This window comes from Bradyrhizobium sp. ERR14 (assembly GCF_014198235.1).
In the GTDB taxonomy this organism is placed as follows: Bacteria; Pseudomonadota; Alphaproteobacteria; order Rhizobiales; family Xanthobacteraceae; genus Bradyrhizobium.
On record NZ_JACIHD010000011.1, the window covers coordinates 138,506 to 161,072 of the forward strand.

Sequence of the window (22,567 nt, forward strand, 5' to 3'; positions counted from 1 at the left end):
CGTCGCATGGCATGCCGCCCACAAGGCGGCATGCGGCTGCCGGGACGTACCGGCGAGCCTCCGGCCCGACGTCATGAAATTGCTGCGGAGCCGTCGCAAGCCCTGAGCTGAACCTGGGGCCGGCCGCGCAATGATCACCATCGCCAAATGGACCGTCATCCTGCTTGCGACCGTCTATCTCGCCGGGCTCCTCGTGCTCTATGCCCGGCAGCGCGAGATGCTGTTTCCGATACCGACCGCCAAGCGGACCCCGCCTGAGGCGGCAGATTGTCCCGAGGCGGAGGAGCATGTCCTGACCACCTCGGATGGCGAGAAGATCATCGTCTGGCACGTGCCGGCGAGGCCCGGTCGTCCCGTGATCCTGTATTTTCCGGGCAATGGCGACTTTCTTGCCGGCCGTGTCAGCCGCTTCAAGGCCATGACGGCAGATGGCACCGGCCTCGTCGCGCTGTCCTACCGCGGCTATGCCGGCTCGAGCGGCGCGCCGAGCGAGGAGGGGCTGCTGCGCGATGCCGCCGCCGCCTACGCCTTCACCACGGCGCGCTACACGGCGGAACGAATCGTCGCCTGGGGCTTCTCGCTCGGGACCGGCGTGGCGGTCGCGCTCGCCGCAGAACAGCGTGTTGGAAAGCTGGTCCTGGAGGCGCCTTATACGTCGACGGCCGACATTGCATCTTCGTCATTCTGGTTCGTGCCGGTGCGCCTCTTGATGCGCGATCCGTTCCCTTCCGACCAGCGGATCACGCGCGTCACGGTGCCGCTCCTGGTGATGCATGGCACCAATGACCTTGTCATTTCGATCGTGTTCGGAGAGCGTCTGTTCGCGCTCGCGCATGAACCGAAGCAGTTCGTTCGCTTTGCGGGCGGCGGACATGACAATCTCGATAGCTTCGGTGCGATCGAAACGGCAAGGCGCTTCATTGGACAATAAACGACTCGTCACGCGAATCCCGGCCGTATCGCTCGTTGCCATCCTCACCTTGTTGCCGCAGCCGGCCTGGGCCGCAGCCGGGCTCGATGGTGCGGCGATGCGCTGGCCCTATGCGCTGCCCTTTGCCGGCCTGTTGCTGTCGATCGCGCTCGGACCGCTGTTGTTTCCGAAAATCTGGCACCATCATTACGGCAAGATCGCCGCTGCTTGGTCGCTGGCGGCGCTCGTCTCACTCGTGATTTTTGCCGGAAGCGCGGTCACGCTGGCTGTGCTCGTGCACGCTCTGCTCGCCGAATATCTTGGCTTCATCGTGCTGCTGTTCGCGCTCTATGTCGTGGCCGGCGGCATTCTCATTACCGGCGACATCAAGGCCACGCCAGCGATCAATGCTGGCATCCTCGCGCTCGGCACGCTGGGTGCAAGCATTGTCGGCACCACGGGTGCCGCGATGATCCTGATCCGTCCGCTGATCCGCGCCAACCAGCCGCGGCGCTACAATGCCCATGTCATCATCTTCTTCATCATCCTGGTCGCCAATGTCGGCGGCGCGCTGAGCCCGCTCGGCGATCCCCCGCTGTTCGTCGGTTTCCTGCACGGCGTCGACTTCTTCTGGACCACGCGGAGCATCTGGCTGCAGACCGCGATCGTCGCCGGATTGCTGCTCGCGATCTTCACCGCCATCGATTTCTGGCGCTTCCGCAGCGAACCTCGGCTCAGCGACGCCGGTCCCGCGGATCCGGTCCGCATTCGCGGTCTCGTCAACCTCGTGCTGATCGCAGCCATCGTCGCGAGCCTGCTGGCCTCGGCGATGTGGAAGCCCGCTGTTGCTTTCGACATTCTCGGAACGAAGCTGGGGCTGGAAGACATCGCGCGCAATGTGGCGCTGCTTTCCATTGCGGCGCTGTCGGTGTGGTTGACACCGGACGAGCACAGGGAGGCCAACGGCTTCACCTGGGAGCCGATCCGCGAGGTCGCAAAACTGTTCGCGGGCATCTTCGTCGCCATCATCCCGGTCATTGCCATGCTCAATGCCGGCCACCACGGCGCCTTCGCCTGGCTGTTGTCGGCCGTGACGGCACCGGACGGTGCGCCGCGCGAGGTCGCCTATTTCTGGTTCACCGGCCTGATGTCAGCGTTTCTCGACAATGCGCCGACCTATCTGTTGTTCTTCCAGCTTGCCGGCGGCGATCCGCAAACGCTGATGCACGAGCTGTCGGGCACGCTCGCGTCGATCTCGATGGGCGCCGTCTACATGGGAGCGCTCACCTATATCGGCAATGCGCCGAACTTCATGGTCAGCAGCATCGCGAGCGAGAACGGCATCGAGATGCCGAGCTTCTTCGGCTATCTCTTGCGCGCCGGCGCCGTGCTGATCCCGCTGTTCATGCTGCTGACGCTGCTGCCGGTCGCCCCGATCCTGCGCTGGCATTGAATCTGCCGGCCGATTTGCTACTGCTCGTCTTCAGTGATTGGAGCCGGTAGATGAGCGCGCATAATCCGATGCCCCGGTCGGCCTGGATCTTTCCGGCGCTGGCCGTGCTGTTGTTCGCAGCCGTCAGCGCGACGGGCTACGTCTTCACGCTGTCGCTGGGCGGGCTCGCCTTCGCGACCGTGCTGCTCATCATCCTGTTCGGCACGGTGTTCGCCGCGGTTCATCATGCCGAAGTGATTGCCGAGCGGGTCGGCGAGCCCTACGGCACGCTGGTGCTGACGCTCTCGGTGACCGTCATCGAGGTGGCGCTGATCACCACGATCATGCTGGGCGACAAGCCCGCCCCGGAACTGGCGCGCGACACCGTGTTCGCCGTGGTCATGATCGTCTGCAACGGCCTCGTCGGGCTCTGCATCTTCATCGGCGGCCTGCGCTATCGCGAGCAGGGCTTTCAGCTCTCGGGGGCCAACGTCTATCTCAGCGTCCTGTTCGCGCTCGCGACCATCACGCTGATCATGCCGAACTACACGACCACCGCGCCGGGGCCGGTCTATTCGGCGGTTCAGCTCGGTTTCGTCGACGTGGTCACGCTCGCGCTTTACGGAGTGTTCCTCTACACCCAGACCGTCCTGCACAAGGATTACTTCGTCCATGAACGGGCGGACGGCGGCAGCGGCGAGGCGCATCTGCCGGGCCGGATGTTGGTGGTCAGCGTCGTGCTGCTGCTGATTGCGCTGCTGGCCGTGGTGCTGCTCGCCAAGAAGTTCTCGCTGGTGGTGGACGCCGTCGCGGCCAAGATCGGCGCGCCGCCGGCCTTTGCCGGCCTTCTGGTCGCGCTCCTGATCCTGATGCCGGAAGGCGTCGCGGCCGTATCGGCGGCCCGCAAGAACGACCTCCAGAAGAGCATCAACCTCGCGCTCGGCTCGTCCCTCGCCACCATCGGGCTGACCATCCCGGCGGTGGGGGTCGCCACCTACGCGCTCGACAAGGAGCTCACGCTCGGCCTCAGCGCCCAGGGCAGTGTGCTTTTGCTCCTGACCTTCTTCCTGAGCATGCTGACCTTCGGCACCGGCAGGACCAATGTCCTGTTCGGGCTGGTCCATATGGTGGTATTTGCCGTCTACGCGTTCATGGTTTTCGTGCCCTGAAGCGCGACGTCCCAAGAGAGGTTCCAGATGCTTGCCGCCAAGTCCGAGATCCAGGTCGACAACGAGGAGGTCCGGGTGACCGAATGGCGGCTTCCGCCCGGTAGCGCCACCGGGCATCACACCCACGGCATGGACTATGTGATTGTTCCCGTCGTCGCGGGGGAGATGACCATCGTGGCGCCGGGCGGCGAGCGGTCCAAGGCGCAACTGGCAGCCGGGAAATCCTACTTCCGCAAGGCGGGCGTCCAACATGACGTACTTAACGAAACCTCAACCGAGATCGTGTTCCTTGAGATCGAGCTAAAGCCGTAGATCCGGCCTTAACACTTGCCATCGATCCGTCGCAGTTGATCCCTTACAATGCCCTAAAGTTCCCGCATCAGATCGCGCGGGGAGTGGCCGGAATGCTGAAATACCTCGCTAAAATCTCGATGGATATTTTCCCCTCGGTGCTCGCGACGATCATCGGGGCGTACATCGTTAACCACTACATCAACGCCAAGCCGGCGGCTGATGCCCCTGCGGCCGTCGTGGCCCCTGCCGAGGCCGGCAAGAACGGCAAACCCGCCGATGTCGCCAATCTCCCTGCGCCCGGCGTCAAGGCCAAAGGCATCCCCGAGAAGAGCGTGACGGACAAGCCGGCGGTCGAAAAGGCTGCCGATCAGCCGTCCGCCGAGCACAAGGCTGCCGATGTGGCCCCGGCCGAGGCCAGCCCGCGTGGCAAGCCGTCGGCGCGCGAGAAGGCGGTCGCCAAGTCGACCCCGGCCACCAGCACACCCGCCCCCGCCGCTCCGGTGGTCGAGGCCAATTCGGCGCCGGCTGCTGCGGCTCCGGCCCCCGACGCCAACGACCTCGTGCGTGCCGCGATCGAGCGCCTGCGCAAGACTCCTGAGGGCAAATCTTCCGAGGGCAAGTCTTCCGAAGGAAAGTCGTCTGCCGAAACCAAACCTGCCGAGGTCAGGCCGTCCGAGACCAGGTCAGCCGAGAGGCCGACTGAGCCTGCCGTGCGGGAAGCAGCCCGCACGCCCGAGGCCCCGCGGGTCGTCAGCATGGAGCCGGCTGCGGTCCGTCCGCTGCCGCCGCCGATCACGGTATCGACGCCCTCACCGGAGGCCTATGGCAAGGATGGCTTCTCGCCGGCCAGTCCGCCCTACACGGCCTCGGTCGGCAACGATGATCCGAATCGGATGACGCCGCCGGCTGACATTCCCGTGCCGATGATCGCGCCACCGCTCGATCTGCGCGCCGACGCCGGTGGTTCCATGCCGCGGCCGAAGAAGACCAATGTCGCCGACGAGATGCTGTCGGGCATGAAGTCGATGTTCCACTCGGTTCTGCCGAAGAGCGCCACCCCCGATTAAGACGGCGCCTGCGCCGTCAAAACCGTCAGCCGCCGACGCGGGTAAGACCGCTGCGCGCGGCGTCGTCGCGTGGGCGAAGCGAGACAGCCCTGGTGTAGGACGCCGCCGCCTTGGCCCTGTCGCCCAGCCGCTCATAGGCCTGTCCGCGCGTGGTCCAGACCTGGGCGTTGTGCGGATCGGCCTCGGAGGCCTCATCCAGATCGGCCGTGGCCTCCTTGACCTTGCCGAGCGCGAGATAGCTGGTGGCGCGGCCGAGCAGCGGCTCGACCTTCTGGGGATTGAGTCCGCTCGCAGCGCTGAAATCTGCGATGGCGAAGGCGTGCTGATTGTTGCCCTGGTAGATCAGGGCACGGCCATACAGCGCCTGCGCATTGTAGGGATCGAGTCCGACCGCGCGATTGAACTCGTCGAGCGCTGCCGCGACCTCGCCTGACTTGGCCAGGGATTGGGCTTTTGCAGTGTGGGCCTGAGCTTCGGTGACGTTGCCGGCGCTCACCGCGCTTTCGGCGGGCGCGGCCGCCTGGGGGGCTTCCTGCGGCTTGTCCTTCTCCGGCATCAACGATCCCAGATCGAAGGAGCAGCCGCATAGCGCAATCCCCATCAAGGCCAGCGCGCACGGCTGCCGCCAGATCTGGCGTCGCCGCGCCAAGCCGCGCTCGGGGAAGGGGGAGGCCATCTGCGGTTCGCTCGCGCTAGAGCATGATCCGGACCCGAAGGGCCGCGTTGACGAAAAGTATGCAGCGGTTTTCCCTCGCGACAAAGGCGGAACGCGCTTGCGTAGAGATCAAGGTCAAACAACAAACTAAAGCGCGACGACGTTCAATCCAAATCTCATCGCGTTTGCGTGCCGCATCCGTGGTGCCTGGCCCAAAGAGCAGCGCGCACAAACAATGACGCGGGCCAGAGGCCCGCGTCATCGAAACTGAAATCTTGCAAAATTCGGTTAATCAGCGCGGTCCGCGCGGACCTGCACCCGGGCCGCCACGACCGCCGCGATCACCGCCGGGACCTGCGCCGAACACCGGCTTCGGCTTCATCGGCAGCAGGCCTTCGCGCTGCAGCTTCTTGCGGGCCAGCTTGCGCGCGCGGCGCACGGCTTCGGCCTTTTCGCGGGCCTTCTTCTCGGAGGGCTTCTCGTAATGACCGCGGAGCTTCATCTCGCGGAAAATTCCCTCGCGCTGCATCTTCTTCTTCAGCGCCTTGAGGGCTTGGTCGACATTGTTATCGCGAACGAGAACCTGCACGCGGCATCCTCTTCAGTGGATCGGATTTGAATTCTGGTAAGACGAAGGGGATGGCGAAAACGCGCAAGCCCTTAACCTTGAGGGCGCGGATGTATCAGACAATTCCCGGGATGTCCACCGGACAAGCGGGTTTTCGGGCCAAGTTCAGCCATTAAATGAGGCAAAAATACCTCTGTGCGGCCCTGATTTGGGCGATTCGACGCCAGGGATGGGGCCGTTTCCGGAGCTTTGTTCCGGAATCTTGAAAGCAGGGGACTACACATGGATATCAAGAAATACGCTGCTGAAGCCATCGGCACCTTCTGGCTCACATTCGCAGGCTGCGGAAGCGCGGTGATCGCTGCCGGCTTTCCGCAGGTCGGAATCGGTCTGGTCGGTGTCTCCCTCGCATTCGGACTGAGCGTGGTCACCATGGCCTATGCGATCGGCCATATCTCCGGCTGCCATCTCAACCCGGCCGTCACGGTCGGTCTTGCCGCCGGCGGGCGTTTTCCGGCCGGGCAGATCCTGCCCTATGTGATCGCGCAGGTGGCCGGCGCGATCGTGGCCGCCTGGCTCCTCTACGTCATCGCGAGCGGAGCTCCCGGATTCGAAGTCAGCAAGGGCTTCGCATCCAACGGCTATGATGCGCATTCGCCCGGCCAGTACAGCATGATCGTATGCTTCCTCACCGAGGTGGTGATGACCATGATGTTCCTGTTCATCATCATGGGCGCGACCCATGGCCGCGCGCCCGCAGGCTTCGCGCCGCTCGCGATCGGGCTCGCGCTGGTGATGATCCATCTCGTCAGCATCCCCGTCACCAACACCTCGGTGAACCCGGCGCGCAGCACGGGCCCCGCGCTGTTCGTCGGCGGCTGGGCGACGGCGCAGCTCTGGCTGTTCTGGGTCGCACCGCTGATCGGCGGCGCGCTGGGCGGGGTGATCTATCGCTGGCTCAGCGAGGAGCCCACGGGCGTCGTCGCAGGCGCGAAGACGGCCTAAAGCATGATCCGGAAAAGTGCGAAGCGGTTTTCCGGAAAGATCATGCGCAAACATCAACCTAAAGTGCGATGACGATTCATCCAAATCTCATCGCGCTTTAGAGCGGAGCGGGATCGCAGCTCGAAGCTGCGGTCCCGCTACTTGCCTTTCGTCGGCCTGACTTCGGTGACGTGGCCCATCTTCCGGCCGGGCCGCGGCGTACCCTTGCCGTAGATGTGCACGGTCGCGCCCGGCACGCTCAGCCACTTTTCGTAATCATTGATCTCATCGCCGATCAGATTGGTCATGGTGACGATTTCGCCGTGGCGCACGGGCTTGCCGAGCGGCCAGCCGGCGATGGCGCGGATGTGCTGCTCGAACTGCGATACCGAGGCGCCGTCGAGCGTCCAGTGCCCTGAATTGTGCACGCGCGGGGCGATCTCATTGACCAGCACCTTCGGGCCGGTGCCGTTGGCGAGCACGAACATCTCGACAGCGAGCACGCCGACATAGTCGAGCGCGCTCGCGATCTTGCCGGCGATGCTGCGTGCTTCCTCGGCAAGCGCAGGCGGGATCGGCGCGGGCGCGCGCGATATCTTCAGGATGTGGTCGCGGTGCTCGTTCTCGGTGACGTCGAAACACTCGACCTGGCCTGTGACCGAGCGTGCGGCGATCACGGAGATCTCGCGCTCGTAGGGCACGAAGGCCTCCAGGATCGCCGATTTGGTGGCGAGGCTGGTCCACACCTTGGCGATGTCGTCGCCCTCGCGGATGATGGCCTGGCCCTTGCCGTCATAACCGAAGCGGCGGGTCTTGAGCACGGCCGGAAGGCCGATCCTGGCGATCGCCTCGCGCAGCGAGGACACGGAGGTGACGTCGGCATAGGCTGCGGTGCCGATGCCGAGCCGCGTCACGAAATCCTTCTCGGCGAGCCGGTCCTGGGTGGTCTCGAGAATCTTGCGGTTGGGCAGCACGGGTCGGCGCGCGTCCAGCACCATCGCGGCGGCCGATGGCACGTTCTCGAATTCGTAGGTGATGACGTCGACGTCGTTGGCGAACAGTTCGAGCGCCTCGACGTCGGCATATTCGGCGCAGGTCGCGTTCAATACGACGTCGAAGGCCGGCGAGTCCGGATCGGGCGAGAAAACCTGGCACCGCAGGCCGAGCCGCGCCGCAGCCATGGCCAGCATCCGGCCCAATTGTCCGCCGCCGAGAATTCCGATGGTGTCACCGGGCTTCAGCTTCACCTGCCTGGTGTCGGTCACGCCTTGTCCTCCGGGCGCTCGGCGACCGCCTCGGTCTGCGCCTTGCGCCAGGCCGCGAGGCGATCGGACAAGGCCGGGTCGGACAACGCCAGGACGGCCGCCGCCAGCAGCGCGGCGTTGGTCGCGCCAGCCTTGCCGATGGCGAGGGTGCCGACCGGGATGCCGGCGGGCATCTGGACGATCGAATAGAGCGAATCGAGGCCCTTGAGCGTCTTGGATTCGACGGGAACGCCGAACACCGGGAGTTCGGTCAGCGCCGCCGCCATGCCGGGCAGGTGTGCAGCGCCACCTGCGCCGGCGATGATGACCTTGTAACCCGCGGCCTTGGCGCCCTTGGCGAAAGCAAAGAGACGGTCGGGGGTGCGGTGGGCCGAGACGATGCGGGTGTCGGCGGCGACGCCGAGCGCGGCAAGCGTGTCGGCGGCATGCCGCATCGTGTCCCAGTCCGACTGGCTTCCCATGATGATGGCGATCGGCGCGGTCATGACGTTAATTGTGCCCGAAAAACAGAAAGATAGGCCAGATTAACGGTTCCGGCCGGCGGCTCGCAAGGCGGTGGCAAGGAGAAGGGAATCCACTATCCTGTCTTGGTGAATCCCCGCAAGCCTTCATTGAGCAGGATGCCCATGAAGAAACCAAAAAGGGCAGGCGCTGCGAAGGCCAAAAAGGGCCGGAAGTCCAGTGCCGGCCGATCCAAAACCGCCCCAAAACGGCTGACCAGGCGGCCGGCGAAGCCGCCGGGGCGTGACGCGTCGGGCGATGATGGGGCCAAGGATACCGTCAGGGCGACGATCCGCGGCTTGCGGACCAAGCTCAAGGAGGCGCAGCGCCGGGTCGCGGAACTGGAAGCTGCGGCCGACACCGATTTCCTGCTCGAGATTCCCAACCGGCGCGGCTTCGAGCGCGAGCTGGCGCGCGCCATCGCCTACATGAAGCGCTACCGCGCCAGCGGGGCACTGATCGTGCTCGACGTTGACAGGTTGAAGCCGATCAACGATTCGTTCGGTCATGGCGCCGGTGACGAGGTGCTCAAGGCGATTGCCGCCACGCTGACGCGGCAGGTCCGCGCCTCCGACGTGGTCGGCCGGCTCGGGGGCGACGAGTTCGCGCTGCTGCTGTGGAATCTCAGCGAGACCGACGCCAAGGCGAAGGCGGCCATCTTCGAGCAGGCGGTCGACGAATTGTCCTTTGTCTTTCGCGGCGAGCACGTGACTGCGGGCGCCTCCGCCGGTGTCGCGCTGCTGGGAGCGCAGTCCGACGCGGGTCGTGCCCTGGAGGAGGCCGATGCCGCCATGTATGTGCGCAAGGCGCACCGGCGGCACGAGCCGCGGATCGGGCTGGTCGGCAGCTAAAGCGCGCTGAGATCCGGCGGTACGTTACCGAATGTCCGCAGCAATTTGGCGTCGCCAAACTCGCCGGTCAGGGGATCGCCGCTGCGGCTGAAGGCGACGGCGCCGATATGGCCGGCGCCGTGCGCCAGCATTTCCGCACGGCGCAGGGCGGCAGCCGATGTCTGGCATTCCTCGGCCGCACCTGCCACCGGCGATCCGTCCTCGTCGATCAGGAAGGGCAATGCAACGTAGTAGGTGACGTCGGGCATGGTCGGCTCCGATAGCTGACGGTTCAGGCGGCGCTGCTCTTGCTCCGCATCTTGCTGCGCGAGGTCTCCGGAATGCAGCCGGCGGAAATCGCCGCCTGCAATTCCTCAAGCTCGGCCTCCAGATATTCGTTGGCCATGATCAGCGCCTTGATGGTGCTGCGCAGATTGCCGTCGCACATCGCGATCGCCTGATCGCAGGCCTGTTCATAATGGCTGTTGTCGAGAAGGGCGGCGGTCGACATCTGCATTGTCCTTGTCAGTTGTGCTGGACGTTTCCTGGGGGCGCTGGGGTGCTCAAATGTTCCTATTTTGTTCTATTCGAGTCAAGCGGATTCATCCGCACGAGGGAAGCCGGCTCGCAGGTCAGGCGATGATGTCGGGGGTGATCTGGTCTTCGATGAACGCGATGCGGTCTCGTAACAACAGCTTGCGCTTCTTCAAGCGCTGTAACCGCAATAGGTCGGGGGCGGGCGATTGATGCAGTGCATCGATCGCCGCATCGAGATCTCGGTGTTCCTGCTGCAACCGGGTGAGCTCGGCTTCGAGCTCACGCTCGTCTTCATTGGTCATGTCTGCGGTGGCCGAAAACCGATAGGCGTGGGATTAAGGCTGTGGATGCCCTGTGGAAATTATCGTCCTTGCGCGGCGTGATCGCAAGCGATCTGCGACCACCGTTCGCCGATCTCCAGCGACATATTTCCGCTGATCGCCGCGGCGCTGCGCAAGCGCATTGATATCATGGATTTTTCCCGCGCGGTTCCTTTACTCACGCTTCGTTACATATGAATTTTCAAAAATGAAGCTGCGGCGACGGTTACCCATCGACAGAACGAATCGCTGATGTACACTTCCTTGTCCGGATCGAATCCTGAGGTTCAACCCTACCGAGGAGGTTTCGAATGACAATTCAGGCACATCTCGTTGAATTGGAGCGGAAGCACAAACTTCTCGAAAACGAATTGCACGAAGCTCTCGTGCACCTTTCAACAGACGACCTGCAAATTGTTGAGTTGAAGCGCCGGAAGTTGATGGTCAAGGACCAGATCGAGCGTCTGAGGCACGGCGACACGCTCCACTAGTGACCCCCGTAACAGCGTAGAGTTGATCGTACCCTTATCCCGCAGGGGTGAGAGCTTTTGCGCTCATCCCTGCAGCAAAGTGCGCACCGTGCAAAGAAGTTTGCGCGGTGTTTCGTTTTTGTCTGAACGCGTTGTCTTGCCGCGAACCGGTACCCGCTTCGCTCGAAAACGCTTTCAGATGTCTGCGAGCTCGGCGACGTGATCTGCGATCGCGAGCGATGACGTCAGTCCCGGCGATTCGATGCCGAACAGATTGATCAGGCCAGCGACGCCGTGATCGCGCGGGCCCTGCATCAGGAAGTCCTGCGTGGCCACCGCGGGCGGTACGATCTTCGGCCGGATACCCGAATAGCTCGGCATCAACGCGCCGTCAGGCAGCGTCGGCCAGTATTTGCGGATCGCCGGGTAGAACCGCTCGGCGCGTGACGGGTCGACCTCGTAATCGATCGTCTCGATCCACTCGACGTCAGGGCCGAAGCGCGCCTGGCCTGCCATGTCCAGCGTCAGATGCACTCCCAACCCGCCGGGCTCGGGCACCGGGTAGATCAGGCGCGAGAATGGCGCCTTGGCATTGCAGCTGAAGTAATTTCCCTTGGCGAGATAGGCCCGTGGAATTCGGTCCAGCGGCATGCCGTCGATGTTGCGCGCCACATTCGTCGCCGAGAGCCCCGCGGCGTTGACGAGGAGGCTGCATTGCAGCGTCATTGGCGCCTCGCCGCCGGCGTCGATCTCGATCAGGCCGTTCGCCGCCTTGGCGCGGATCAGCGGGGTGTGAAACGCGAAGGCCGCGCCGGCTTCCTCGGCTTCGCCGCGCAGCGAGAGCATGTAGGCGTGGCTGTCGATGATGCCCGTCGAGGGCGACAGCAGTGCGGCGTCGCAGGCCAGCGCCGGCTCCAGCGCGCGTGCCGCCTCGCCTGTGAGCAGCTGCATGTCGAGCACGCCATTGGCCTCGGCATGCGCCTTGATCGATTGCAGCTTCGCGGTCTCCTGCGGGCTGGTCGCGACGATCAGCTTGCCGCAATTCCTGTGCGGGATGCCGCGCTCGGCGCAGTAGCGGTAGAGTGCGTGCTTGCCGTCGACGCACATGCGCGCCATCCAGCTCCCGGCGCGGTAGTAGATGCCGGCATGGATCACCTCGCTGTTGCGCGAGGAGGTGATGGTGCCGATCGCCTCGGCCTCCTCGAGCACGATGACCTCGCGCCCGGCCTGCGCAAGCTTTCGAGCCACCGCGAGCCCGATCACGCCGGCTCCGATGACCACGCAATCGACCCTATCCATGGTTGTGCAGGATGTCCGCTGGAAGCGCCGGTGGCGTCAGGCCTGGAGAGAATGCCGCGGGGCCATTCTCCGTTAAGGAAGAATTTATCATGTCAGGGCAATTGCCGTATTTCACGTCACATTTTTCTGTTGCGCGTACAGGCGTTTACCCGATCCAAACGCGTGAAGCCAGACAATCCGACGTTGAAATCGCGGGTGGCTGATGGCTGAGAAGAACTGGCACGAGGGCAGCACGCTTCCGATTGCTGTGCAGGCCGTTGTGTGCCTGGCCGGCACGGTTGCGCCTGCGCGCGCCTTTGCGCTGTCGGACAGCTTCGCCGCGCCGAGCTATCTCGGCCAGCTCGATCCCAACGTGGTCTGGGAGGTCCTGATCGCGGGCATCGTCGTCTGCGCGTTCCTCGCCGCGATCGTGCTGTGGATCCATTCCTCGCTGCGCCGGACCAGGCGCTTGCAGTTGCGGCGCAACGCCTTCGTCTCCTCCGCCATGAACAATCTCAATCAGGGCGTGGTGATGACGGATGCGCAGCGCCGCATCATCTTCTGCAACGACCGCTATCTCGAGATCTACGGCCTGACGCGGTCGGAACTCTGGGCCAATATGGACGGCCATGAGCTTCTCGAGCTCAGGCGCAAGCGCGGGGTGCTTGGCGGCATCTCCGACGATGAGTTCTACGAGAAGGCGGCAAGCCACAACGGCCTGATCACCGAGCTGCCCGACGGCCGGGCCATCCTGGTGAAGTTTTTCGTGCTGCCGAACGGCGGCTCGGTGGCGACGCATCTGGACGTCAGCGAGCAGCGCAAGCTGTCGCGACAGCTCGCTTCCACCAAGCAATTCCTGGAATCGGTGCTGGACCATGTGCCGGCCTGCGTGGCCGCGAAGAACATCGAGGATGGTTGCTACATCTTCGCCAACAGCGCCTATGAGCGATTCTGGGGGTTCTCGCGGGATCACGCCGTCGGCAAGAACGCAGGCGAGCTGTTTGCGCCGGTCTCGGCAGCCATTATCGAGGCGACCGACCGGGCGGCGCTCAACTCCCCGGACGGCCAGTTCCGCAACGAATTCGAGGTCGACCGCGGCGGCGAGCGGCGCATGGTCGCCTCGATCCGGATCGTGGTCCGCAACGAGAGCAACAAGCCCGAGTTTCTGCTGCTGGTGTTCGAGGACATCACCGACCGCCGGTCGCTGTCGCAGGAATTGGAGAGCACCAAGAAGTTCCTCGAGCTCGTGGTCGACAACATCCCGGTGGCGCTGATCGTCGAGCAGGTGAAGGACGGCCGCTATCTGCTCGCCAATCGCAGCGCGGAGACGATCCTCAACCGCCGGCGCGAGGAGGCCACGGGCCTGACCGCGTCCGACATCTTCAACCCCAAGGAAGCCAAGCTGATCATCGCGCGCGACGAGGCCGCGATCAAGAAACGCGGGATGATCACCGAGGAGCATCCGATCTCCACCAAGGACGGCCTGCGGCTGTTCCTGACCCGGCGTGCCACGGTGCTCGGCGATACCGGCGAGCCGCAATATCTGATCAAGACCCACGAGGACGTCACCGACCGCCGGCAGACCGAGTCGCGCATGGCGCACATGGCCTATCACGACGGCCTCACCGATCTGCCGAACCGCGCCGCCTTCCTCCAGGCGCTGACCCAGATGATCGAGGCCTGCGAAGGCACCGGCGAGGAGTTCGCGGTCCTCTGCGTCGACCTCGACGGCCTCAAGGAGGTCAACGACGTCTTCGGTCATGCGCTCGGCGACAAGCTCCTGATCGAGGTGGCCCAGCGGCTCCAGGACTCCGCCCGTGGCGGCGTGGTGGCGCGCCTGTCCGGCGACGAATTCGGCCTGATCATCGACGGCAAGCAGCCGGACGCAGGTCTTGCACTGGCGCAGCAGATTGGCGACGCCGTCGCGAAGGACTTCCAGATCGACGGCCGTGCGGTCCGCGCCGGCGTCACCACCGGCATGTCGATCTTCCCGCACAACGGCGCCGATGGCGCCTCGCTGCTCGCCAATGCCGGTGCGGCTCTGTTCCGCGCCAAGCAGAAGTCGCGCGGCACGATCAGCCTCTACCAGCCCGAGATGGACCATCAGATCCGCGACCGCCGCGTGCTGCACCAGGACCTGTCGGTGGCGATCAAGAACGGCGAGCTTTCGCTTGCCTTCCAGCCGCAGGGCGTCGCCGGCCACAGCGTTGCCGAGAGCGAGATCATCGGTTTCGAGGCGCTGGCGCGCTGGCAGCATCCGGTGCGCGGCCAGGTCTCGCCGGCTGAATTCATCCCGATCGCCGAGGAGAGCGGTCTGATCGTCGAGATGGGCGAGTGGATCCTGCGCCAGGCCTGCCGCGAGGCGGCGTCCTGGCCGAAGCCGCTTCAGGTCGCGGTCAATCTGTCGCCGGCGCAGTTCATGCACGGCGACGTGGTCGGCCTCGTCCATTCGATCCTGATCGAGACCGGCCTTGCACCCGGCCGGCTCGAGCTGGAGATCACCGAGGGTGTGCTGATCGAGGATTTCGACCGGGGCCTTGCGCTGCTGCGCCGCCTGAAGGCGCTCGGCGTGCGCATCTCCATGGACGATTTCGGCAGCGGTTACTCCTCGCTGAGCTACCTCCAGGCGTTCCCGTTCGACAAGATCAAGATCGACCGGGCCTTCATCATCAATCTCGGCCGCAACCCGCAATCGGCTGCGATCGTTCGCGCGGTGATCGATCTCGGCCACGGCCTCGAAATGTCGATCATTGCCGAGGGCGTCGAGACGGTCGAGCAACTCGCCTTCCTCGCCAAGGAGGGCTGTGACGGCGTGCAGGGCTATCTGCTCGGCAAGCCCCTGCCGATCGGGAAATATGCCGGGCTGGTCGGCCGCGCTGAACTCATGGAGCTTGCGCTCAAGACCGGTTAGAGCATTTTCGAGCGAAGTGGACGCCGGTTCGCGTCAAGAAAAAGCGTCAGAATAAGAATCTAGAGCCCCGTTCCGATTTCATCGGAACGGAAATGGCTCTAGTGATGATGGGGCGCTTTGCTCCCATTCGACGGCTTCATGGCGGATTACGATCTCGCGATCATCGGCGGCGGGCTGAACGGTGTCAGCCTCGCGCGCGATGCGGCCGGCCGCGGCTTGCGGGTCATCCTGTTCGAGCAGGGCGATCTCGGCGGCGCGGCCTCCTCGGCAACACCGCGGCTGATCCATGGCGATCTGTCGGTGCTGGAGCGGCGCCGGTTCCGGCGGGTGCGCCGGGCCCTGGCCGAGCGCCGGACCTGGCTCCGGATCGCGCCGCATCTGGTCCGGCCGATGCGCTTCGTGATCCCCGCGCATGCCGACGAGCGTCCACCATGGCTGCTGCGGGTCGGCCTTTATGTCTATGACGGTCTCACGAACCGGGGCGGTCTGCCACCCTCGGCGACCATCGACATCACGCATCATCCGGTCGGCAACGCGCTGAAACGCCCGTTCGGTACGGCGTTCGAATATTCGGACTGCGTTGTCGACGACTCCCGCCTGGTGGCGCTGACGGCACTGGATGCCGCTGAGCATGGCGCGGCGATCCGGACCGGTGCGCGTTGCGTCCGTGCCGACAGAACCGACATTTGGCGGCTCGCGGTGGTCGATCGCGGCCACCGCCGCACGGTCACGGCGCGGGCTCTGGCCAACGCCACCGGCGGCTGGACGCCAATGGTCGCTGAGACCGTGCTGCGGCAGCCGCAGCCCGCGATGGCGGCCACGCAAATGAGCCAGATCATCGTGCCCAGGCTGTTCGACTCCGAGAACGTCTACGTCTTTCAGAACAATGATGGACGGCTGATCTTTGCCCGGCCCTTCGAGCGCGACTTCACGCTGATCGGCACGGTCACGCACGCCTTCACCGGCGATCCCGCAATCGTGGCGATGCCTGGGGCCGACGTCGGCTATCTCTGCGAAGCGGCGAGCCGCTATTTTCGTGAGCGCGTCGCCCCGACCGACGTGGTCCGGACGGTCTCCGGCGTCAACCTGACGCTGGCGTCCGTGCGCGGACGCGACGGCACGATGCTGTTCCATGCGCGCCGGCGCAAGGCGCCGCTGCTCACGATGTTCGGCGGCGACGTCACCACCTCGCGCCTGCGCGCGGAGTGGGCGGTGACGAAGCTGACGCCGTTCTATCCGATGTCGCCGCCCTGGACTGCTGGAGCTGCGCTGCCCGGCGGAGATTTCGCCTGGGACCGTTTCGACATCGAAGTCGACCTCGCGCGCGACCGCTGGCGCTTTCTGTCGGAGCCAGAAGCCCAGCGTCTGGTCGGAGCCTATGGCTCGCGGTTGTCCGCAGTGCTAGGCGAGGCGAAGACCCGCGACGAACTTGGCCCGGCGTTCGGCCCCGAGCTGACCGGTGCCGAGGTGCGTTATCTGATGGCCAGCGAATGGGCGCGCTTTCCGGACGATATCCTCTGGCGCCGCTCCAAGCTCGGCTTGACCATGCCCGCGGCGGATCGTGACGCTCTGGCGGCGTTCATGGCGGGTGTGAAAGATGCACCGCTAATTGGTTGAGCAAAAGCCGATCGGCCGCTAGCGTGCGGCGGAATCGGGGTTGGCAGGGAACATGACGGACGAATTGCCCAAAACGCACGCCGCGACAGGTGCGGCCGATGGAGACGCACCCGCGGCGGGCCGGCCGCTGCTGCGCATCGAGGGCGTCGTCAAAACCTTTGGCACTTTCCGCGCGGTGGATGGCGTCTCGCTCGACATCAAGGCCGGCGAATTCTTCGCGCTGCTCGGGCCCAGCGGCTGCGGCAAGACCACGCTGCTGCGCATGCTCGCCGGCTTTGAGGCGCCGGACGAGGGGCGCATCCTGCTTGGTGATAAGGACATCGCGCAGGCGCTGCCGCATGAGCGCCCGATCAATATGATGTTCCAGAATTATGCGTTGTTTCCGCATCTGTCGGTGCGCGACAACATTGCCTTCGGCCTGAAGCGCGCCGGCATGGCACGCGCCGACGTCGCCACCCGTGTGGCCGAGATGGTCGCCCTGGTGAAGCTCGAAGGGCTCGAGAAGCGCAAGCCGGATCAGCTCTCCGGCGGCCAGCGCCAGCGCGTGGCGCTTGCCCGCGCACTGGCGCGCCGGCCGCAACTGCTGCTGCTCGACGAGCCGCTCGCGGCGCTCGACAAGAAGCTGCGCGAGAATACGCAAGGCGAGCTGATGGAGCTGCAGCGCCGTCTCGGCATGACCTTCATCGTCGTCACGCACGACCAGGAGGAAGCCATGACGATGGCGAGCCGGATCGGCGTGATGAAATCAGGCAAGCTCGCTCAGGTCGCGAGGCCCCGCGAGCTCTACGAAGCGCCGCGCTCGCGCTGGATCGCGGAGTTTGTCGGCGACGTCAACCTGTTCGACGGCGAGACGAAATTGCGCGACGGTCATCGTCTGGTCATTGGCACACGTGATGCGGGGACGCTGGTGGTGGCGGAGCCGCGCGAACCGGTCGGTGCGGGAAGATTCTCGATCGCGATTCGTCCCGAGAAGATCAAGTTGTCGCGCCGCGCCCCGGTGAGCGAAGCCGGTCGTGAAACCACGATCAACAGCCTGGACGGCGTGGTCGCGGACATCTGCTATCTCGGCGGCACCACGACCTATAAAGTGAAGCTCGATACCGGCGGAATCGTACGGGCCTCGGTCGCCAACAGCGCCCGCCTGGATGTCGACGCCTATAGCGTGGGCCAGCAAATCGTCGCCTGGTTCACGCCGGATGATTGCGTGGTGCTGCCGTCATGAGCTCCCGCCGCATCTTTGCGCGCCCGGCGCGCTTTGCCGCGATCGCGCCCTATGTCTGGATGGCGCTGTTCTTCCTGGTGCCATTCGCCTTCGTGCTCAAGATCAGCCTGTCGCAGACGGCGATCGCGCAGCCGCCTTACGAGCCGGTATTTGACCCGACGGCGGGGTGGGACGCGCTCAAGGCGGCCTTTGCCGCACTGTCGATCGACAATTTCAGGCTGCTCGTCTCCGACGACATCTATGTGTTCGCCTATGTGCGCAGCCTCACCGTCGCTCTGACCGCGACTGCGCTGCTGCTGCTGATCGGCTATCCCATCGCCTACGGCATGGCGCGGCTGCCGAAGAGTTGGCAGGCGGTGGCGATGGTGCTGGTGATCGTGCCGTTCTGGACCTCGTTCCTGATCCGCATCTATGCCTGGATCAACATCCTCCAGCACGACGGCCTGCTGAACCAGATCCTGCTGGCGCTACATCTGGTCAGCCAGCCCGTGGTCTGGCTCTCCACCGACAGCGCAATGTATATCGGCATCGTCTATTCTTATTTGCCATTCATGATCCTGCCGCTCTACGCCACGCTCGCCAAGATGGAGCCGGTGCTGGAGGAGGCGGCCTCCGATCTCGGCGCGCCGCCGTGGCAGGTGTTCTGGCTCGTCACCTTCCCGCTGTCGCTGCCCGGCGTCGGTGCCGGCGTGCTGCTGTGCTTCATTCCCATCGTCGGCGAATTCGTCATCCCGGACCTTCTGGCCGGCTCCAATTCGCTGATGATCGGCCAGACCCTGTGGCTCGAATTCTTCACCAACAAGGACTGGCCGGTCGCCTCTGCTGCGGCCATCGTGCTGCTGGTGGTGCTGCTTGTACCGCTGCTGCTGTATGAGCGGCTTCAGAAGCGGCAGCTGGAACAGGGACGCTGACGCGATGCGCAAGGTCTCGCGCCTGTCCCGTTTCAACGTCGCCTCGCTCGCGCTGGGGCTGGCGTTCCTTTACTTGCCGATCCTCATCCTCGTCATCTATTCCTTCAATGCCTCGCGGCTGGTGACGGTGTGGGGCGGCTGGTCGCTGCGCTGGTATCACGAGTTCTTCAACGACCGCGCCATGATCGAGGCGGCCTGGATGAGTTTTCGCGTGGCGGTCTCCTCGGCGACCATCGCCACGCTGCTCGGCACGCTCGCCGCGGTCGCCTTGTCGCGCGGCGAGCGCTTCCGAGGCCGTACGCTGTTCTCCGGCATGCTCTACGCGCCGCTGGTGATGCCCGAGGTGATCACGGGGCTGTCGCTGCTATTGCTGTTCGTGGCGCTGAACGCCGAGCGCGGCTTCTGGACCGTGACGATCGCCCATACCACGCTGACGATGTGTTTCGTCGCCGTGGTCGTGCAGTCCCGCCTCGGCTCGCTCGATCGTTCGCTGGAGGAGGCGGCGATGGACCTTGGCTGCGACCCGGTGCGCGCCTTTCTTTCGGTGACGCTGCCGCTGATCGCCCCCGCGATCGTCGCAGGCTGGATGCTGGCCTTCACGCTGTCGCTGGACGATCTCGTGATCGCGAGCTTCACCACCGGCCCCGGCTCGGCGACATTGCCGATCCGGATCTATTCCGAGGTGAGGCTGGGCGTGAAACCCGAGATCAACGCGATCTGCACGCTGGTGATCGCCCTGATCGCGGTGGTGATCGTGATCGCTTCGCTCGCCTCAAAACTGTCGAGCTCGCAGGGCGAGAGCGCCGCGCCGCTGTAAGCGGGGCCCGCTTCTCAGAAAGCAGCCAACACCCACTTGGCTCCGTCCGCGCGTAAGATGTATAGCTTGCCGCGCGCCAACACGGTCTGGAAGTCGGTATTTCCCGTTCCGATGATGGCCTTGAGCTCGCTGCCGGCTGCATCGGCTTGTACGGTCAGGATCTGCCGTGGCGCCAGCTCGATCTTTTGTGAAACTCCCCCGACAACGAACTGGAAGCCGAGTGGCTGACCGGCGTCGTTGTAAAAGCCGACGCTGTTTGCTGCGACCACCGGCTCGGCGAGCGAGCGGACGGGAACGGTGAGACCTTGATTGCCATTCGGAGCCAGCCCTGTGGCTGTTGGAACGTGGCCCGGCGCAAGTCCGGGGACTTGGAGCGGCATCTGGGTCACATAGGGAGTCATCGGGGCCAGATCAGGCCTTATCGCGTTTCTCTCGATCGCGGTCTGCGGATTTGGGGCTCGCAAACCAAGATTTCCAGGCGAGGCTGATTGAGCCGATGCCAACTGGGGCGCCGAAATCAGAATAAGGCCGGCGGTCGCTACTGCGGTGCGTAGGCAGTCCATGACGATGCCCTCTTGTCTAACGTTAACCTCTAGGTGAGGTCGCGGTGCCCGGCGGTGCCGCTTGATTGGGAGGAGCCGCGTTGGCAGCATTGAGGGCTGGCGGTTGGCCCTGAGGTTCTTCGGCCGCCCCGGCCGCCGACTTGCCGAAAATATACCCGACGATCGTGCCGAGGAGACTGAATACGGGTGCGGTCTGCGTGTCGGTGTAGCCGGCTACGATCAAGAACAACGCGGCAAAAACCACGACGAGAAGTAGGAAGGCCTTATAGAACTCCTGTGTGAGTTTGCCGATCGCCGCCATTACACACAGCAGGATTGCCATTGTGACCACCAATGCGATGGCGAGGCCGGTCAACCAGAATTCATAAGGCGTCTTGTAGGTGATGTAACCCTGTTGCTGCGCCGGCTTGCCGGTCCCCACGCTTGCGGGCGATTGTCCCGTCGGCGGCGGATTGGTAATCCGTTGATCTTGACTGACGTCTGAGGGCGTCGCGGTGGCGCTGGGGCTCGGATTGTCGGGAGGCTGTTGCGCACAAGCCAGGCCGCCGCAGAGAAGCATCAGCACGATGAGGGCAAATCTCGTCAGTCGGTGTAGCAGCATTTTGCTATCCGTCGGGCAATTGAATTGAAAAATACGCGGCACAGGCAATAAGTAGAGAATATCCTGCGCGCACACTTAGGTTGTCAATCCGATTCTTGCCTTTCTCGGCCCGGTCGGTAGGACTGGAGGTCTCATGAAGAGCTGGCTCGCTATCGCCGCCCATACCCCGCCATGGGTCTGGATCTTGTTCGCCTATCTGGTCTGGCAAGGTATCCAGTCGATGCAGCCACGCACGACGCCGATCTGGCGCGCGCTGATCCTGCCGGTCGTGTTCATCGTCTGGGGGATGTCTCGGATCGGCTTCGGGCCTCAGGGCAACGCGTGGCCGCTGATCGCGTGGATCGCGGCCGCGCTGGCACTGCTGCCGCTGGGCGTGCTGACGCCGCGTCCTTTCGAGGTCGATCACACGACAGGTGAGATCATCCGCCAGGGCAGCGCGTTTGCCCTGATCCGCAACCTTGTCGTGTTCTCACTGCAATATGCGGTCGGCGTGATCTCGGTGATCGATGCGAGCGACCGCGCACTGGCAATCATCATCGGCCGCGCCATCTCGGGCGCGACCGCCGGCTACTTCATCGGCTCGACGATCGCGCTGGTGATGACCTATCGACGAAAACGCACCCTCGGATGATCAGCGCGACCGGGGCGGACGTTTCGAGCCTCTGGTGCCTGTGGGACGCGGCCGCGTTGCGGTGGCTGCGACGGGGGCGGCATACCGCGCGCGCAATGCGCCCTGCGCCGCCGCCCCGAGCTGCCGCAGCGCCAGGGCGTCGAGCGGAAATTCCAGCAGGATATGGATCAGGCTCAGCGCCAGCAGGAAGGTGAAACCGAACGCGTAGTCGTAGAAATAGAGCGCGGTGGAAGCTGCGCTGGCGGCGGCCATCGCCGCCAGCCGCGCCTTCGGGACCGCGGTCCAGCGGATCACGTCGGCTTTGATGAACCAGTTGAGGTAATGATAGGTATAGACGAAGGCGAGCAGGCTCGTCAGCCTGGTGTCGAGGACGAGGCCGGGCACGCCGAACAGCCGGCTGAGGGCCGGGCCGACATTGCCGAAATAGTCCTGTCCGACCCGGGCAAAGCTCGCGATCCGGATTTCAGCAGTTGGCGGCAGCAGCAGAATCGTAGCGATCGCGACGAGGTAGACAGCCACCAGCGCAGCCTGGACGCGGCTGCCGGATCGGTGCGCGCCGAGCACCATGAAGATCAGCGTGAACAGCGAGACGTGGATCAAGGTCGGAATCAGGATGCCGATCACGGCGAGCGAGGATCCGCTCGAATACATGAGCGCGGACAGTGCGATCGCCGTCATGAACAGCAACATGCTCTCGATCGCCGAGGTGGTGGCCGCAAGCATGGCGCAGACGATCAGCGCGCCCCACATCGCAAAGCCGAACCAGGAGGCGTTGTCGATCAGGGCCGCGACCACGGCGATGATTGCGAGGGCTGCCGCAATCCCGCGATGGGGCAGGTAGTAGCTGCGGTCGTGCAGCCATGAAATCTCGGTGAAGTAGTGCGCCGGGCCGAGCACGACATAAGCCAGCAGCAACAGCTCGAACGGCATCAGATAGGCCGCCGCGAGCGCCAGCAGCATCAGGCCGAGATGGATCGCGTCGTTGCTGCGCATGATGCCGTGCCCTGCATTGGG

25 protein-coding genes are annotated in these 22,567 nt (G+C 64.5%); 14 read left to right on the forward strand and 11 right to left on the reverse strand.

The features are described 5' to 3' along the window. Window positions 1-133 precede the first annotated feature (133 nt). The 5 genes from GGD62_RS27115 (at window position 134) to GGD62_RS27135 (ending at window position 4,872) form a co-directional block, all read left to right on the forward strand. Entirely contained in the window at window positions 134-931 is a 798-nt protein-coding gene (locus GGD62_RS27115) for an alpha/beta hydrolase (protein ID WP_183711194.1), read from the forward strand. Beyond that, the gene (locus GGD62_RS27120) at window positions 921-2,363 is read left to right on the forward strand and encodes a sodium:proton antiporter (protein ID WP_210317946.1); all 1,443 of its coding nucleotides are present in this window, start codon (window positions 921-923) and stop codon (window positions 2,361-2,363) included. Before GGD62_RS27115 ends, GGD62_RS27120 begins: the two co-directional genes overlap by 11 nt. A 50-nt stretch (window positions 2,364-2,413) precedes the next feature. Then, window positions 2,414-3,511 (forward strand): calcium:proton antiporter, encoded by a 1,098-nt coding sequence (locus GGD62_RS27125; RefSeq protein ID WP_183711162.1) that lies wholly within the window; start codon window positions 2,414-2,416, stop codon window positions 3,509-3,511. Between the two features lie 27 nt (window positions 3,512-3,538). Then, window positions 3,539-3,823, forward strand: coding sequence for a cupin domain-containing protein (locus tag GGD62_RS27130; protein WP_179739041.1), 285 nt, complete (start codon window positions 3,539-3,541; stop codon window positions 3,821-3,823). 92 nt (window positions 3,824-3,915) lie between these two features. Next, window positions 3,916-4,872: a hypothetical protein gene (locus tag GGD62_RS27135; protein WP_183236199.1), complete on the forward strand. Its 957-nt coding sequence runs from the start codon at window positions 3,916-3,918 to the stop codon at window positions 4,870-4,872. Between the two features lie 25 nt (window positions 4,873-4,897). Here the strand turns inward: GGD62_RS27135 and GGD62_RS27140 are convergent, their stop codons facing one another. After that, window positions 4,898-5,548: a tetratricopeptide repeat protein gene (locus tag GGD62_RS27140; RefSeq protein ID WP_183711163.1), complete on the reverse strand. Its 651-nt coding sequence runs from the start codon at window positions 5,546-5,548 to the stop codon at window positions 4,898-4,900. Between the two features lie 271 nt (window positions 5,549-5,819). Further along, complete coding sequence (rpsU, locus tag GGD62_RS27145) at window positions 5,820-6,116, reverse strand: 30S ribosomal protein S21 (RefSeq protein ID WP_008546194.1); 297 nt, start codon at window positions 6,114-6,116, stop codon at window positions 5,820-5,822. 261 nt (window positions 6,117-6,377) lie between these two features. On the opposite strand from rpsU, the gene aqpZ reads away from it, so the two are divergent. Then, window positions 6,378-7,100, forward strand: a complete 723-nt coding sequence (aqpZ, locus tag GGD62_RS27150) for an aquaporin Z (protein ID WP_183711164.1) — start codon at window positions 6,378-6,380, stop codon at window positions 7,098-7,100. Between the two features lie 137 nt (window positions 7,101-7,237). Here aqpZ and GGD62_RS27155 read toward each other — a convergent pair whose 3' ends face one another. Together GGD62_RS27155 and purE are read right to left on the reverse strand one after the other, a co-directional pair. Then, window positions 7,238-8,344: a 5-(carboxyamino)imidazole ribonucleotide synthase gene (locus GGD62_RS27155; RefSeq protein WP_183711165.1), complete on the reverse strand. Its 1,107-nt coding sequence runs from the start codon at window positions 8,342-8,344 to the stop codon at window positions 7,238-7,240. After that, window positions 8,341-8,829, reverse strand: coding sequence for a 5-(carboxyamino)imidazole ribonucleotide mutase (purE, locus tag GGD62_RS27160; protein ID WP_018317812.1), 489 nt, complete (start codon window positions 8,827-8,829; stop codon window positions 8,341-8,343). The genes GGD62_RS27155 and purE overlap by 4 nt, the downstream gene beginning before the upstream one ends. Before the next feature lie 141 nt (window positions 8,830-8,970). On the opposite strand from purE, the gene GGD62_RS27165 reads away from it, so the two are divergent. Continuing rightward, complete coding sequence (locus tag GGD62_RS27165; RefSeq protein ID WP_183236203.1) at window positions 8,971-9,696, forward strand: GGDEF domain-containing protein; 726 nt, start codon at window positions 8,971-8,973, stop codon at window positions 9,694-9,696. Here the strand turns inward: GGD62_RS27165 and GGD62_RS27170 are convergent. The 3 genes from GGD62_RS27170 to GGD62_RS27180 all read right to left on the reverse strand — a co-directional run bounded on the left by GGD62_RS27170 (window position 9,693) and on the right by GGD62_RS27180 (window position 10,514). Then, the gene (locus GGD62_RS27170; protein WP_018317814.1) at window positions 9,693-9,944 is read right to left on the reverse strand and encodes a hypothetical protein; all 252 of its coding nucleotides are present in this window, start codon (window positions 9,942-9,944) and stop codon (window positions 9,693-9,695) included. The genes GGD62_RS27165 and GGD62_RS27170 overlap by 4 nt on opposite strands. A gap of 23 nt (window positions 9,945-9,967) precedes the next feature. Then, a complete protein-coding gene (locus GGD62_RS27175; RefSeq protein WP_026201909.1) occupies window positions 9,968-10,186 on the reverse strand; it encodes a hypothetical protein in 219 nt (72 codons plus the stop codon). Between the two features lie 121 nt (window positions 10,187-10,307). Further along, a complete protein-coding gene (locus tag GGD62_RS27180; RefSeq protein WP_008546179.1) occupies window positions 10,308-10,514 on the reverse strand; it encodes a YdcH family protein in 207 nt (68 codons plus the stop codon). A gap of 329 nt (window positions 10,515-10,843) precedes the next feature. On the opposite strand from GGD62_RS27180, the gene GGD62_RS27185 reads away from it, so the two are divergent. Further along, window positions 10,844-11,023: a YdcH family protein gene (locus tag GGD62_RS27185; RefSeq protein WP_026201910.1), complete on the forward strand. Its 180-nt coding sequence runs from the start codon at window positions 10,844-10,846 to the stop codon at window positions 11,021-11,023. A 174-nt stretch (window positions 11,024-11,197) separates the two neighbouring features. Here GGD62_RS27185 and GGD62_RS27190 read toward each other — a convergent pair whose 3' ends face one another. Further along, the gene (locus GGD62_RS27190) at window positions 11,198-12,301 is read right to left on the reverse strand and encodes an NAD(P)/FAD-dependent oxidoreductase (protein ID WP_179739049.1); all 1,104 of its coding nucleotides are present in this window, start codon (window positions 12,299-12,301) and stop codon (window positions 11,198-11,200) included. Window positions 12,302-12,503: 202 nt separating this feature from the next. Here GGD62_RS27190 and GGD62_RS27195 point away from each other — a divergent pair, with 202 nt between their 5' ends. The 5 genes from GGD62_RS27195 (at window position 12,504) to GGD62_RS27215 (ending at window position 19,758) form a co-directional block, all read left to right on the forward strand. Then, window positions 12,504-15,191, forward strand: a complete 2,688-nt coding sequence (locus tag GGD62_RS27195; protein ID WP_018317818.1) for an EAL domain-containing protein — start codon at window positions 12,504-12,506, stop codon at window positions 15,189-15,191. Window positions 15,192-15,329: 138 nt separating this feature from the next. Beyond that, window positions 15,330-16,808, forward strand: coding sequence for a glycerol-3-phosphate dehydrogenase (locus tag GGD62_RS27200; RefSeq protein ID WP_183711198.1), 1,479 nt, complete (start codon window positions 15,330-15,332; stop codon window positions 16,806-16,808). 52 nt (window positions 16,809-16,860) lie between these two features. Continuing rightward, on the forward strand, window positions 16,861-18,030 hold the full coding sequence (locus GGD62_RS27205; protein WP_183711166.1) for an ABC transporter ATP-binding protein: 1,170 nt from the start codon (window positions 16,861-16,863) through the stop codon (window positions 18,028-18,030). Beyond that, window positions 18,027-18,941, forward strand: coding sequence for an ABC transporter permease (locus tag GGD62_RS27210; protein WP_183236206.1), 915 nt, complete (start codon window positions 18,027-18,029; stop codon window positions 18,939-18,941). The genes GGD62_RS27205 and GGD62_RS27210 overlap by 4 nt, the downstream gene beginning before the upstream one ends. 4 nt (window positions 18,942-18,945) lie before the next feature. Further along, entirely contained in the window at window positions 18,946-19,758 is an 813-nt protein-coding gene (locus GGD62_RS27215; protein WP_091956459.1) for an ABC transporter permease, read from the forward strand. Between the two features lie 14 nt (window positions 19,759-19,772). Here GGD62_RS27215 and GGD62_RS27220 read toward each other — a convergent pair whose 3' ends face one another. Then, window positions 19,773-20,159 carry a hypothetical protein gene (locus tag GGD62_RS27220; RefSeq protein ID WP_018317823.1) on the reverse strand — a complete coding sequence of 129 codons (387 nt, stop codon included), beginning with the start codon at window positions 20,157-20,159 and terminating at the stop codon, window positions 19,773-19,775. Between the two features lie 184 nt (window positions 20,160-20,343). Beyond that, entirely contained in the window at window positions 20,344-20,997 is a 654-nt protein-coding gene (locus GGD62_RS27225) for a hypothetical protein (RefSeq protein ID WP_312014300.1), read from the reverse strand. 58 nt (window positions 20,998-21,055) lie between these two features. Here GGD62_RS27225 and GGD62_RS27230 point away from each other — a divergent pair, with 58 nt between their 5' ends. Beyond that, the gene (locus GGD62_RS27230; protein ID WP_183711167.1) at window positions 21,056-21,553 is read left to right on the forward strand and encodes a DUF6622 family protein; all 498 of its coding nucleotides are present in this window, start codon (window positions 21,056-21,058) and stop codon (window positions 21,551-21,553) included. On the opposite strand, the gene GGD62_RS27235 is transcribed toward GGD62_RS27230, so the two are convergent. Next, window positions 21,554-22,546, reverse strand: a complete 993-nt coding sequence (locus GGD62_RS27235; protein ID WP_183236208.1) for a hypothetical protein — start codon at window positions 22,544-22,546, stop codon at window positions 21,554-21,556. Window positions 22,547-22,567 lie beyond the last annotated feature (21 nt).